This window comes from Planctopirus limnophila DSM 3776 (genome assembly GCF_000092105.1).
Lineage (GTDB): Bacteria > Planctomycetota > Planctomycetia > Planctomycetales > Planctomycetaceae > Planctopirus > Planctopirus limnophila.
Genome location: NC_014148.1, coordinates 3,262,236 through 3,275,907 on the forward strand (window position 1 = coordinate 3,262,236; position 13,672 = coordinate 3,275,907).

Sequence of the window (13,672 nt, forward strand, 5' to 3'; positions counted from 1 at the left end):
GATGGCTTTTGATCAGAGGAACAGATCCTTTGATGAAAGACTTTGTTGAGCCGCAGCAATTTCACTGCATTTCACGACAGACAGTCTGCCGACATGTTGGCAGCCAAAGTTGAGAAGAGTTATGACTAAGCAAAAGACCCACAAGGGAATGCTCAAGCGGTTCAAAGTCACAGCAAGTGGCAAGGCCAAGCACCGGAGTGCATACCGCGGGCACCTTTTGTCTCACAAAAGTGGCAATCGTAAGCGTCACCTCCGTCTTGATAACGTGGTGACAGGCCCGAATGCCAAGAATATTATTGAAGGTCTCCGGCCAATTCTCTAATCGACAGGCCTATTTTTTAATGACCACTGTGGCTGGGAACGCGTTCATATCGTTTGTTCTTTGCTGATCAACGATCACACGAATACCGCCCTTTGAAGTTTACGACAGGTTATTATGCGTATCAGTTTTGCAGTTGCCCGCCATAAATCTCACAAACGGCTTTTCCGCGAAGCTCGCGGTCAGGTTGGTGGTCGTAGTAAGCAGATTCGTCTGGTGAAAGAAACAGTGGTTCGTAACCGCTGCTTCGCCTTCCGTGACCGGCGCGCCCGCAAGCGTGACTTCCGCTCGTTGTGGATCACTCGTATTACAGCCGCTGCTCAAATGCGTGGTCTGTCTTACAGCCGATTCATCAACGGAATGGATCTTGCAGGGATCAAGCTCAATCGCAAGTCCCTCAGCGAGCTGGCAATTCATCACCCAGCCGTATTCGACGAAGTGGCCAACCTCGTGAAGGCTGCACTGCAAAAGAACAATGTCAATTTTGGTCGCAAGCTGGCTGCTGTCTAATCATTTGTTTCCTGAATGCTGCCTTTCAGGCGATTCAGGAAGTTAAGGATATGGTTCTGGCGATGGGAGATCGCCCAGTCTTCAAATGTTTGAAGAGTCTCTCTGGGGGCGTGGAGTATCCACAGCCCCCTTTTCTTTTATATGAAGCTCCTCTGTACGCTGAATTTTCAGGACAATTGACTCACCGATAAAGCGACACCTGCCACGAAACGGGTCTCCATCACTTACCCAAAATCACCGGATGAGAATCGAATGAGTACAGCCTACGAGGCCTTTCAGGTCTTTGAACAAGAGGCAACCGCAGCGATTGAAGCGGCACGAAATGTGGCTGATCTTGAGCAGGTACGCATCCTCTTTCTCGGGAAAAGCAAAGGGCGATTGAAAGACCTGCAAAGTGAACTGGGGAAAGCGACTCCCGCAGAAAGACCGGCCATTGGTCAGGCCTTTAATGATATGAAACTGCGGGTCACTCAATTGTTTGATGCCCGGGTGGAAGTGCTTTCTCGTCCGGAGAGCCAGCCTCGAGACTTTGATGTCACGTTGCCGGGAAATCTTCCGAGGTTAGGACGGGAACATCCTATTACTCAGACGATTGAAGAATTCAAAGAGATCATCGGTCGCTTTGGGTTCACTGTCGATGATGGCCCTGAGCTGGAAGACGAATATCACAATTTCGATGCGCTCAATATCCCTAAGGATCACCCCGCACGGGATCCACTCGACAATTTCTACCTGGCGGCTGCTAAAACAGCGAACGGGCAGCCCATCCTTCTGCGAAGCCAGACCTCAACTGTCCAGATTCGCGTGATGGAACGAACGAAGCCTCCCGTCAGAATTGTCTCTGTGGGCCGCGTTTATCGTCCGGATGAAATCGATCGCACCCACCACCAGATGTTCCATCAGATGGAAGGACTGATGGTCGGCGAAGGGGTCACGATGGCCACTCTCAAGAGTGTGCTCAAGATGTTCGCGGCCGCTTATCTGGGTGAAGATGTCGAAATCCGCTTCCGCCCCTCATTCTTCCCGTTCACAGAACCATCTGTCGAAGTCGATGTCCGCTGGCGAGACGGCTGGCTGGAACTCGGTGGTGCAGGGATGGTCGATCCACAGGTTCTCGAAAATGTCGGTTACGATCCCGAAACGATCACTGGCTTTGCATTTGGATTAGGGATTGCCCGCTTCTGTATGCTGCGCCACGGCATCGACGATATTCGACTTTTCTATGAAAACGACCTGCGGTTCCTGAAGCAATTTTAGAGTTGATCGCGTGGATCTTTATCAGTGGCTGGTGGTAACAGCTTTGGAATGACTGATTCGTTTCCCACCAGATAACGGCGAGTTGCTGCTTGCGAAAACATGCTTGCCCAGAGCTGCAAGCATGGCACACAGCCGGTGGTCTTTTTGTGCATTTCGTCAGCGGAGCGCCCTCAGCAAGTGACGGTCATCGTCCAATTGGGCCGGAAGCTGTGCTGAACTGGAGCACATCTCGAATTGCCGTAAAGTTAGGCTGCAATGTCAGCCTGACGTATCGGCGATCTCCCGAAACCACCGCCAGCGCTGCCATGGAAACTCCCTCGGCAATCGACGTGACCTGAGGTGCCTGCAGCGCCACCCCGACACCCACACCACCACCTCCTCCAGCATTTGGCCCCACCTGAGCCAGTGGTGGCCAGTTTCGAGCATCCGGCATATGCCCTCTCAGCGCCGAGAGGACGACATTCCCGGATGTTGTTGGCTTGGTCGCTTTACGCGATGAAGCATCGGGAACTGGGGCAGCCGCTTGACGACGTCCACCTCGCATGAGAACTCGTAACTCCTGATCATCCTTTCCTAGGATAATCGTCCGGGTCGTCTCGTCAGCATCTGTCTGACCTTTGCGGCGAGTGATCGTGACAGCCACCCGCTTACCCACAATATCACCCTGCACATGACGAATCCGAATTCGATACTCACCATCGAAAGCGAACGGGCAGACATATTCTTCCTGGCAGTTTTCCTGACGTGGCCCAAAGCCGTCACGAGAAAGTAATCCACCTGCGGGAGTTCGCGGAGTTTCATGCGAACAAGTCGACCCGCCGGGCTCATCTACCAGCAGATCGACATCACCCGCACCGTTCCACTCGACTTTGACACTGAGATCGCAAGCTTTGGATTGCTCAAATTGTTTAGTCAACATTTCTGCTGTTGCAGTCTCGCCCTTCTGGCGGAAAGCCGTGGTCGCTTCGATTGTGGCCGCTTCTGCCAGCTTGAGCATCTCTTCCCGATCAGCACCCCAGGCATGCTGTGCCAACCCGGGAGCACTCCACAAAATGGTATCCCAGGCTTTATTGGACATCGCGATTTTGGTGGCTAGTAAATACAACTCCACCCGCGTTGGATCTTGCCGAACCGCCTGGTCTAGTAACGACAGTGCACGTTCGGGCCGCCCTAATCGAGAAAAGTAGGTGGCGAGAAAAGCCAATGAGGCGGGATCATTTGCACCCACATCGACACCCGAGAGCATGACACGCTCGATCTGTGCTTTGGGGCGTTTATCAAGCTCCATCGATAACGCCAGCACCTCGTGCATCCAGGGCTGAACCTGGCCAGCCCGGATTGAGGCCTCAATGAGACCTATGGCTGCTGCATGCTGACCTGATGAAGAAAATCCGGTAATCAGCTCTCGGACAACATCTTGCTTGGGTGATTTCTCTACCAGAAACCGATCCCATTCTTCTGGCGATTTGAAACTCACCGTTTTGGAAGTGATGTCCGCCGGTGCGGAGTCTTTTTTCTGGCAGAAGGTTCTCTTTGAAAAAACAGAACTGCGAAGTGGGGCAGGTGGCAAAACCTCCTGCCCAAACTCCGCAGTTTCATTAAGGCACTTAGAACTCTGAGTCGAGTTTATCGGGTCTGGTTTTTTTTTAGTTGCTCAGCAGGCAGACTGAAGAAGTTTCCGCCTCCACCGCCACCAAAGCCCTGCTGTCCACCCTGACCACCTTGTCCGCCTAAACCATTCTGCTGGCCACCGTTCTGCTGGCCATTGTTACCACCACCCAAACCACCGGCACCAAAGAACGATTGAATCGGGATCACCAGGTCAGCGACAGGATAAACTCGGGTGGAAAGTGCGGTTTCAGCATCGGTGAGCGTAGTGATCTCCATCACTTCGTTACGAATCACATAAGTAAGCTGCAAAGGTTCCAGCATCAGTCGGAGTGCACTCCGCAAACTGACACCTGAAAGCTGCAGATTCACTGGTTGATCGATTGCGATCCCCTCTTCCATGATCTTGGCTTCATTGATCCAGATCTCGATCTTATGGAGATCTTCGATGAAGTCCAGAGCGTCCTTCAGAGAGGTATCAATGAATTCCACTTCAGTGGGCTGATCCAACGCTGACAGAATCTTCTGCTCATTGGGGCTGTTCTGCCTCAGGTCAACCGACTGGTAACGCTTGCGTCGTTCGCTCAATGCCTTCCAGACTTCGGCCGGTGGGAAGACAATCGGAGGTTCATCCGGGAATGGCACGTGCGAGAGTTCAACCTGGTAAAGTGTTTCCAGGAACATATCCGCTCGGCGAGCCCGCAAACGGAACACCCGGCGTAACTGTGTGGCTGCTTCGGCATTGAACAGAGCCGCTGCGGCTGCACCACTATTGGGTTCCAGATCGACCGCGACTCGGGCCACAGCCTCAGCTTCCGAGAAGGCGGCATCATCACCATGCCATCCCGCATTCATCAGAGCACGAATGCGGTCAATCAGATTCGCGAGGCGTTCATCATCCAGAACCGATTGTTCGACAAGACGCTGCTGAGCCTCAAGCTGGGCTGAGCGTTCCAGATTGCGAACGCGATCCAGGTTTTCTTTTTCAATGCGATTTGTCGTGGCGAGAATTTCCGAGCCAAGGACTCGTTCGAGACGCACACGCTCTTCAGCATTAATATCAATCGCAGACCGAACAGCGGTGAGTGATCGTTTGAGTTCATCGAGTGCCGCGCCAGAATCAACGGCTGAACGGGCAAACTGCACTGTCGAACTGACCTGCTGCCGTAACTTCTCGGCTTGAACTCGAATCAGTTGTTCCCGCTCATCGAGCAGTGATGGCCCTTGGCCTGGAACAGTTCGTTCGACCATGGGTGCACTGGCTGCGGGTGCTTCCTGAGGAGCCGCGACCAGTCGTTCGATGGCAGCACTTTGAACGGAAAGGACTTTGGCCTGGGCAGCCAGTTGTGCGAGCACCTGACGATCACCTTCGCGTGACGCCTTTTCAGCCCGGGCTGCCAGTAATCGACTACCTTCTTCAAATTCACTGCTGGCCAGGCCCAAAGCTTCCAGGCCTGCTAATGAATTGGTGATCCCTTTTTCCGAAATCACCTGTCGTACAAAGGCGGGCAGGAATGCCGCATGGGTAGAGGATGGAGCCAGGTTGAATTTCTCGATGACAGCCCGACCGGCGACTTCACCACGGATTGTCAGTTCTTCGCCATGAATTGTTCCACGGCCCAGATAAACAGTCTCGCGATCGGACCTGAGTGGCAGGCCACGGGCAGGAATGAGTTCAAAAGCGGCATCACCCTCAACCTGAAACTCTTCCACTCGCAGGATGGGTGCGGTAATTGAGGCAGCGACTTGTGGGGCATCAGCCGCCGGTGTGGCTGAAGGCAGGCACCACAAGGCTCCACCCGTCTGCTGAGCGAGTGAACCAATTAATTTGCCGTTGAATTTAGGCCCGAGGACATAGCTGTGAACAGCGACCTGCTGCTTTTCCAACTGGCTTAAAGTGGTCTGAAATCGTTCGATCGAAACATACTCGGCAGTGCTATGACCATCACCAACGTAAAGAATATGTCGAGGCCCTTTTTGGGTAAACCAGCCTGAAACTTCATCCAGAGCCGCTGGAAGATTGGTGGCTCCCAGAGGTGTTCTCATCTTCAACTGTTGAACAGCTGAAACGGCAGCCGGTGTCGTCGAGGATGCGAATTCCCCCATGAGGGATTCAACACCCACATCGACGGCAGCCACCCTGACTGTGACTTCTTGAGGAAGCGATTTGAGCAATTCGCTCACCAGTTCGAGGCTACCCTGACGATAGGCACCCACCTGGCTGGCGGAAGTATCGACCAGAACAATCAGTTCTTGCGGGCCCGCTACCGGAGCAAGATTTTTCCCTCGCAAGGCAATTGCCGAGTAAGTCGTCCCATCAGCATCTGCCTGCTGAAAGACCTGTGCGCGAACTCCCTGCTGGTCGCCAGCAGTCGTGGCGACTGGCCGGGAAATGCGGGCATTGGCAGCTCCAGCAGGGCTGGTGGCTTTCTCATCCGCCCACGAGAGAGGAATCGCTACCGAACCGCTGAGGAGTGTGCAGAGCACCAGTCGTGACCACTGACGCTGAGAGAGGAAATGCATGTTTGAGCTTTCCAGAACTTCTGGCCGAATCTTCGAGATGGGGCTGCTGAATCAACATTTCAACAGCAGACAGATTTCCTGATCCGCAAAGTTTACCGCCATGAACCAACACCTTTGAAGAAAAATCTTCTCGCTTCTCGGGTGCAAATTGGCAAAAACCACACTTACCCGGCGCAATCCGTCTCATCGGTGGTCGTCGGGAAGATCGGCGAAGTCGCTCAATGACCGTGATTTCTGTTCTTCACAGGCGAATGAGTCTTGCAACCCGCATAACCCGAACATGATTTTAAAGGCCGCAAAACTGCGGCCTCTATGAGAATATACCCGCAAAAAAGCGAATGTTCGATTGAAACCTGATTCTTATCCAATCGCCTGCATTCCTAGAACGACCGCCCCTAAAATCCAGACGACCACGAGCAAGCTCTGCATCGTCGTGAGTTGGAACCGGCCGCGCAGATGCCGCACCTTTTCAAACTCAGTTCTGCCCCAGAAAATATAGAAAACCATCATGGCGAGCGGCACTACCATTAAACCGGCCCGCACCCATGGTCGATTTCCGCCAGGATCAACACCGCTGAAACGCAGCACAGTCAGAACGATTTGAAGTTCAAATAACGTCAAGAATGTCAGCACGCATGCCAGGGTGTACGTCGAGACACTGGGTGGTTGAGACATCGTCGATGCTCCTTAAATTCTCCATCCCAGGAGATCGCAACCCAACCTGTATTGAGCTTTCAGCAAACGATCCCGCCCTACCGACGGAAATGTCGTGGCTGGTCTCAGTTTGCATGTGAACAGCACAACATTGACCTGGTCGGAAAGAGATGACCATTCCATCCGCGATCGACGCTTAATTCTCCGGAGCTGCTTCTGCCGCCGCAGCCTTTCCGCTGGTGAGGCTGATCCGCTGTCCTTCGAGCTTTTTGAAGCGGGAAATCGGATACATGCGGATAACGCGGTTCTTGTACATCAAACGACCTTCCTCATCCTTCGTCAGATGAGTCGCAATTTCGTCTGTCGCATCGCCTGAATACAGAGCTGCAAACGTGTAAGGATCGACGCCTCGTCCTGATTCCAGATCGGAAACCACATCCAGCCCGCCGACAATCACACCATAAGGATTCAGAGATTTTGTCGCAGGAACATATCGTTGCTCCTGCTTGAGCCCTTCCATCGCGGCCCGCAATGAATCATAAGCAACAACAATCTTCTTGACTGTGTCTTCTGAGGGAGCCTGAAACTGCTCATCCTGAGCCGCGATTTGTGGCACCATGGCCTTCTGCCAGCTAACCCCTGCACCAAAAGCCAGAATCAGGCAGCTTACAGCACCAGCGAACTTCAATGATGGCGGCATCTACATTTCCTCAATTCAAATCCCACGGGCATATCGAATCAGCAATATACGGCCCAATCACATGGAAGTGTGATTGTTAAGGAGCACTTTCCACATTCGCGGAGTCAACTCGTCGGTCCGCACTCAATTTGCCGTTCGTGCCGACCGGAAGTCATCTCCTGTGTTAGGTCACACAAGACGGCTTCCCTGACAGCATAATTGCTGCATCCCCCGGGGAAAAGTCCCTGTTTCTTCAGCACGCGGATTCAGGAATCACTTCGCCGGAAGGTATCCCGGGAAAATGCGCGTCATCAGGAGTGATTGAGACGAGAGATCGCGCTGGCATCGCGATGAAGAGGAATCTGAAAAACAAGGCCATCCACCTGGAAATCCGCATGCTCAAAGAGATTGTAAGCCATAACCCACAAACAAGTTAAGACCAGCCTCAAGTTAGACTGAAATTCGCCGCAAGTAGGAAATCAATTCGGCTGTCAGCTCCAGAATGTCATCCATCCGATTTTCCCGGCAGGCCGATTCCACCTGAGCAGCCAGCAGGCTCAACTCCGGGAATCCATAACCACCTCCAGCCCCTTTGAGCTGGTGCGCCTTCCGCTTCAGTTCATCGTGGGCTTTTTGCCCCAGCACCAGTTCCAGTTCAGAAATCCGCTCCGGCATCACTGCCACAAAATCAGCGATCAATTCTTCATAGTCGGGATCAGAAGCATATTCAGAGCGAACGGGTTGCATCAAACAATTCCTGGTTTCCAACACAGTTTCGGCTGGGTGGCTCGAAAGGAAGCGGCGTGGAAGCCTGTGTTAGGCGGCCTTTTCCTGCCAGCCATGATTTTGAACCTGGACCGCTTCACTCGGTACCTTGGGAAGCAAATCCGCCGGCAATTGCCAGACATCATCTGAACGAGCATCCAGTCCTTCAGCAGCACGGAACCAGCCAGCCAGCTTGAGCAATACCAGCCCGGCGCCCAGCCCGGAAGCACACAGCAATAAAGCCGTGGCGTCATCACCGATCAAGTGCCTGAGAATTTCCATGATCTTCCTCGCCAGGAGGGTGCAAATGTCTGGTGTTGCACAAATCTGACCGGCTCATGGGAGCTGATCCTGCATTTGCCGCTTACCAGCGAAATGACTGACTTCGATGTCTGTTTTCCATCGACTTCTGCACTCCAGCGACTGCAATACAAAAACTTCATTCCTCAAGGATCAGGTGAACTCGCGCGTTAATCCCGGTGTATCCGCTCGGCTTGACGCCTCCACCGGCCTCAGGGATGCGAAAAATCGTCCTTGACCATTTCCATGGTTTTCTCGAAAACCCTGCTTGAGTTCATTCCCCGGATGCCTCAGGACATCCGCATGGCCATTTCACCAGAGGAGTACAGCGACCGTGATGCCGCTGCTGCAGCGATACATCCTGGTCGATTTACTGAAGGTGTTCGCCGTCAGTGCTGCGGGCTTTACGCTTTTGCTCGTCTTTGCCGGGGTTTATGTTGAGGCCAAAGAACATGGCCTGGGGCCTATGCAGATCCTGCAGATCCTCCCCTTCATCATCCCGACACTGCTCCCTTTCACAATTCCAACGGCACTGCTCCTGACGGTTTGCGTCGTTTACGGCCGATTATCGGGTGATCAGGAAATCATCGCTGCGAAAGCAGCCGGCATTCATATCATCTCCGTCCTCTGGCCGGCTTTTCTACTGGGTGTGGTTCTCAGCATCTTCACGCTCGTCATCACCGACCAGATGATTCCGTGGTCGATGAAGCGTATCCAGCGAACCATCGCAATGGCTGTCGAAGACATTTTTTTCGATGTCCTCAAAGCCCAGAACCAGTTGAATCTACGCGATCAAGGGCTCTCGATCACCGTCATGGATGTCCGCGACCGCACGCTTTACATGCCCACGTTCCGATACATGCGTGGCAATAAACCGGTCACTGTGCAGGCCAAAGAGGCCAGGCTCCGCTTTGATCTCGACCGTGATGTCGTTGTCATGGAATTCAAAGATGGCTACATCAGCCTTCCGGATGATGCCAATACGCGTGTTCGCTTCCGCTATGATGCTCGCGAATTCCCCCTGCCCAACCGCAGTCAGAAGGCCAAATCCCGAGATATGACATCCCGGGAAATTCTGGCAGAAACGCGAGCGATGGCGACAGGCGATGCCACAGCCACCCGCCAACTGGCTATTGAGGCCGCTCTCATTCTGGCATCCGGCGATTTTGATCGCTTTGGGGAAAAAGAGTTCGCTGTCAGTCGCTATCAGGTCGACGAAGAACGCAACCGCAGCATGAAACTGACCACTGAACTCCACAACCGCATTTCCATGGCGTTTGGCTGTTTTTTCTTCGTGCTCGTGGGTGCACCATTTGCCGTCTATATGGCCAAGAACCAGTTTCTGACCAGTTTTCTCTTCTGTTTTGTTCCGATCCTGGTGGTCTATTACCCACTCTCCATGATGGCTCAAAATCTCAGCAAAGTCGGCAAGGTCGATCCCTCATGGGCGGTCTGGCTCCCTAATGGTGCTCTCACCTTGGGATTCCTCTACATCATTCGACAACTGGCCCGCAATTAAACAGATCGGGCATCCGCACGATGAGACCAGATTCCCGAATCTTCAGTCTCGCCTGAGACGATCCTCATCACGATTTCCGCGGGACTGCCGTGCGAATCAGCCCTGGGGAAACATCCAGATCGAGTGGTGCCAATCGACCTTTTTCGACCAGTTCCCAACCCAGGCCTCCCATCGCTGCATTATCGGTACACAATTCCCGCGGAGCGACATGAAGTCGGAAACCTCGCTTTTTCGCCACTTGCTCCAGCTTTTCCCGAAAAGCCTGATTGGCTGCCACACCACCACCCACACAGAGCGAGGAATATCTCGTCTTTTTCAAAGCCTGAACCGCTTTTGCAACCAGAACATCGACGACAGCCGCCTGAAAACTCGCTGCCAGATCGGCTCGACGGGCATCATCCAATGGTGGGGGCTGAACTTTAGCTCCTTGAATTCCATGAGCCGCATATAGCACGGCAGTCTTCAAGCCACTAAAGCTGAAATCGAGTCGATCTTCGTGAATGAAAGTCCGGGGAAAGGCAAAAGCATCCGCCCGGCCGGCTTTGGCAAACTTCTCGATCGCCGGGCCACCTGGAAACCCTAAATCGAGGACCTTGGCAACTTTATCGAAGGCTTCACCTGCAGCATCATCTGTCGTAGCCCCTAAGAGCTCAAAATCGACCGGCGAAGCACACGCATAGAGGTTCGAGTGTCCGCCACTCACGACCATTCCCACACAGGGATAGATCGACTCCGCCTGACCCTTTTGCCCAGCGGCTTGACCCGATTGCGACCATAATGCCAACTGGCAGGCGTAAATGTGTGCCTGCAGGTGATCAATCGCGACCAGCGGCACTCCCAGGCTCCATGCCAGGGTTTTTGCAGCTGTCAATCCAATGAGTAACGAACCGACCAGTCCAGGTGTTGTCGCGACAGCAATGGCGGTCAAATCTGTAAGACGAATCCCCGCCTGCCTGATCGCTTCATCGATCACCGGCAGAATGTTCTGCACATGAGCCCGCGACGCCATTTCGGGAACCACGCCACCAAAGCGAGTATGCAATTCAAACTGGCTCGCCACCACATTCGAGAGCACCCGCCGCTGGCGATCAATCACTGCTGCGGCCGTTTCATCACAGGAAGATTCGATCGCCAGCAGAAAGCCACTTTCAGAAGATTCTGCAGCCACTGACGCTGCAGAATCTGGCGTAACAACATCAGATGGAAGCAAGTGGATTCCAGATTCTCTCAAAAGTTCGGATCAGGAAAATCTACCGTCTCTACCTGGCAGAATTTTCTTTGGAAGCAGAATCACCTTGAGGAGCAGTCCCAGCCGGGGATGTTTCAGCCTTGGCTTTATCTTTGTCTTCTTCTGGCTTGGCTTCTGCAGCCGGCGAGATTTTGGACTTCAGATACTCCACAGCCTTTGCCAACTGAGGATCATCAAACGTCGAAGCTCCGGCTTCTTTCCGCAGGACATCGCGCTGCCGACGGTATTCCAGATATTTCTGCATCTGCTCAGGTGTCATTTTCACTTCATAGCCCTCGGTGGGTTTGACACCCCATTCATCGGTTTCCTTCGAATTAGGGAAGCGATGAATGTTCTTACCACTGGGGCGATGATAGCTGGCTGTGGTCAGCTTGAGTGCGCTCTTGCCACCATCGACATTGATGACATTCTGTACGCTCCCTTTCCCCCACGATCTCTCACCCACAATGATCGCTCGATCATGATCCTGCAGTGCGGCACTTAAAATCTCACTGGCGGAAGCACTGAAGCGGTTCACCAGCACAACAACAGGAAAATCGCGAAACGTCCCCGACTTCTTTGCCTTGAAAACCTGTTCCTCGGTATTGCGACCACGAGTGCTCACAATCACACCACTATCAAGAAACATGTCGGCAATTTCAGTGGCGGCCGTCAACAGCCCGCCCGGGTTGTATCGCAGATCGAGAATCAAGCCCTTCATCCCCTGCTGATCCAACTCCTTCAGAGTTGATTTGATTTCGTCAGCACTGTTCCTGCCGAACTGAGAGAGCCGGACATAAGCCACTTTGTCGAGCCCATCGAGGTAGAACGACCAGCTACCGTCCTCGTTGTACTTATCACCCAGCACGGAAGGAGTACGAATAATGGCCCGTTCGACGTCCAGCTCCACGGGTGTCGATTCGGTCTCGTGAAGCACACTCAGCTTCACGATCTCGCCGGGTTTACCTTTCATCAGCACGACGGCTGATTCGAGTTCTTTACCATCGGCGAACTCGGCTGTCGGTTTTCCCGCGATCGAAAGAATTCGATCTCCGGCACGAATTCCAGCTTTATAGGCCGGTGTCCCGGGTAGTGGTGTCATGACGACGAGCTGCCGCGTTTTGGGATCGAGGGAAACCTGAATGCCGATCCCGCCAAACTCCTGCTCCACCTGCTGAGTGAATTCAGCCAGACCCGATGAATCGATGTAAGACGAATACGGATCCAGGTCAGCCAGCATGCCCCTCAAGGCCGATTCCAGCAGTTGCTTGCGATCCACAGGTTTCACATAGTTGCGTTCGACCTGTTCAAACGAATCGACAAACAGTTTCATCAACTCGTAATATTCTTTCTCCCGAGCATCCGGAGGTGTGGCCTTTTCTTCGTCTGCCAGCACCAGCGATGTCGGTGCCATCGCCAGCAAAACGGCGCCGCAGAACAAAGCCAGCCAAACCTCACGAGACCAGCCGCCTGGTAACCACCGACTGGCACAGCCCGTGTGGGAAAGTGATCCCGCATTCGGCGGTAGAAACTGCATCCGAGCTGAAAACATAAGGTTCCTCCTGTGTGACAGGCTTAACAGTTTTTTTCGTGCCTTGCTGACTTTGTTTCTGAGTTGTTTAAAGTGATCAGGTGGCCTGCAATCAACTGACTGTACCGGCTGTCCCAATCCAAGCGAGCAGATTCCCGATGAGTAGCGCCGTCAGCCACTTAAGCACATTCACCATCGATTCGAGTATCTTACAGCTTAGTCATTTCACAGTATGGTCGCTACAAACCTTTTCTTCAGAAATGTCTGAACGGAAACAATCTCTGATTGGAACTCAATGCTCTCATGAATTGGCTCTTGCACCAACAACCACAACCCACTGACTTTCCATGAGCAATCAGGGTTCAACAGGATCGGGTAAGCCGCATTGGGATCCATTCCAACATCCAAAAATTACAGTTAACAACAATCACCGTAAACACCTCAAATGATCGATTCGCTTGATATCAACGCCGATTCTTCTATAAACCTTGCGACACTTCACTCACGTCAAGCCAACGCACCAGGGAGTACAAGTGGAGCGACTAAATTTGATCACAGCCGATCACTCAGGTTTACACCTCATGGACTCGAAATTTCCGTAACTTACTCCCAAACAAAGCACAATTCTCTCTGAAAGACAGCCCACCTACTGAACAGAAAGCCGATAACAACCAACACTTACGGATTTGAAACCTCAGGTTTTTACGTCGTATGGTTGAAATCTGTTAAGTTATGGCTAGGCTCTCAAAGACGCCCGGTTGTTTTGATCTTTTTATCCA

12 protein-coding genes are annotated in these 13,672 nt (G+C 52.9%); 4 read left to right on the forward strand and 8 right to left on the reverse strand.

Annotation, left to right across the window (positions count from 1 at the left end; all coding sequences use genetic code 11):
* Positions 1 to 121: 121 nt before the first annotated feature.
* From rpmI to pheS, 3 genes are all read left to right on the forward strand, one after another.
* The gene (gene rpmI, locus PLIM_RS12895) at positions 122 to 322 is read left to right on the forward strand and encodes a 50S ribosomal protein L35 (protein ID WP_013110759.1); all 201 of its coding nucleotides are present in this window, start codon (positions 122 to 124) and stop codon (positions 320 to 322) included.
* Positions 323 to 436: 114 nt separating this feature from the next.
* On the forward strand, positions 437 to 829 hold the full coding sequence (gene rplT, locus PLIM_RS12900) for a 50S ribosomal protein L20 (protein WP_013110760.1): 393 nt from the start codon (positions 437 to 439) through the stop codon (positions 827 to 829).
* A 252-nt stretch (positions 830 to 1,081) separates the two neighbouring features.
* Positions 1,082 to 2,086, forward strand: coding sequence for a phenylalanine--tRNA ligase subunit alpha (gene pheS / locus PLIM_RS12905; RefSeq protein ID WP_013110762.1), 1,005 nt, complete (start codon positions 1,082 to 1,084; stop codon positions 2,084 to 2,086).
* A 184-nt stretch (positions 2,087 to 2,270) separates the two neighbouring features.
* Here the strand turns inward: pheS and PLIM_RS12910 are convergent, their stop codons facing one another.
* From PLIM_RS12910 to PLIM_RS12935, 6 genes are all read right to left on the reverse strand, one after another.
* Positions 2,271 to 3,656, reverse strand: a complete 1,386-nt coding sequence (locus PLIM_RS12910) for a hypothetical protein (protein ID WP_013110763.1) — start codon at positions 3,654 to 3,656, stop codon at positions 2,271 to 2,273.
* A 56-nt stretch (positions 3,657 to 3,712) separates the two neighbouring features.
* Entirely contained in the window at positions 3,713 to 6,217 is a 2,505-nt protein-coding gene (locus PLIM_RS12915) for a vWA domain-containing protein (RefSeq protein ID WP_013110764.1), read from the reverse strand.
* A 360-nt stretch (positions 6,218 to 6,577) separates the two neighbouring features.
* The gene (locus PLIM_RS12920) at positions 6,578 to 6,892 is read right to left on the reverse strand and encodes a hypothetical protein (protein WP_013110765.1); all 315 of its coding nucleotides are present in this window, start codon (positions 6,890 to 6,892) and stop codon (positions 6,578 to 6,580) included.
* Between the two features lie 175 nt (positions 6,893 to 7,067).
* Positions 7,068 to 7,571 (reverse strand): hypothetical protein, encoded by a 504-nt coding sequence (locus tag PLIM_RS12925; RefSeq protein ID WP_013110766.1) that lies wholly within the window; start codon positions 7,569 to 7,571, stop codon positions 7,068 to 7,070.
* A gap of 429 nt (positions 7,572 to 8,000) precedes the next feature.
* Positions 8,001 to 8,297, reverse strand: coding sequence for an Hpt domain-containing protein (locus PLIM_RS12930; protein ID WP_013110767.1), 297 nt, complete (start codon positions 8,295 to 8,297; stop codon positions 8,001 to 8,003).
* Positions 8,298 to 8,366: 69 nt separating this feature from the next.
* Entirely contained in the window at positions 8,367 to 8,597 is a 231-nt protein-coding gene (locus tag PLIM_RS12935; RefSeq protein ID WP_013110768.1) for a hypothetical protein, read from the reverse strand.
* A gap of 355 nt (positions 8,598 to 8,952) precedes the next feature.
* Here PLIM_RS12935 and PLIM_RS12945 point away from each other — a divergent pair, with 355 nt between their 5' ends.
* The gene (locus tag PLIM_RS12945; protein ID WP_041401719.1) at positions 8,953 to 10,134 is read left to right on the forward strand and encodes an LptF/LptG family permease; all 1,182 of its coding nucleotides are present in this window, start codon (positions 8,953 to 8,955) and stop codon (positions 10,132 to 10,134) included.
* 67 nt (positions 10,135 to 10,201) lie between these two features.
* On the opposite strand, the gene tsaD is transcribed toward PLIM_RS12945, so the two are convergent.
* Together tsaD and PLIM_RS12955 are read right to left on the reverse strand one after the other, a co-directional pair.
* A complete protein-coding gene (gene tsaD, locus PLIM_RS12950) occupies positions 10,202 to 11,344 on the reverse strand; it encodes a tRNA (adenosine(37)-N6)-threonylcarbamoyltransferase complex transferase subunit TsaD (protein ID WP_013110770.1) in 1,143 nt (380 codons plus the stop codon).
* Between the two features lie 49 nt (positions 11,345 to 11,393).
* Positions 11,394 to 12,914, reverse strand: a complete 1,521-nt coding sequence (locus tag PLIM_RS12955) for a S41 family peptidase (protein WP_013110771.1) — start codon at positions 12,912 to 12,914, stop codon at positions 11,394 to 11,396.
* Positions 12,915 to 13,672 lie beyond the last annotated feature (758 nt).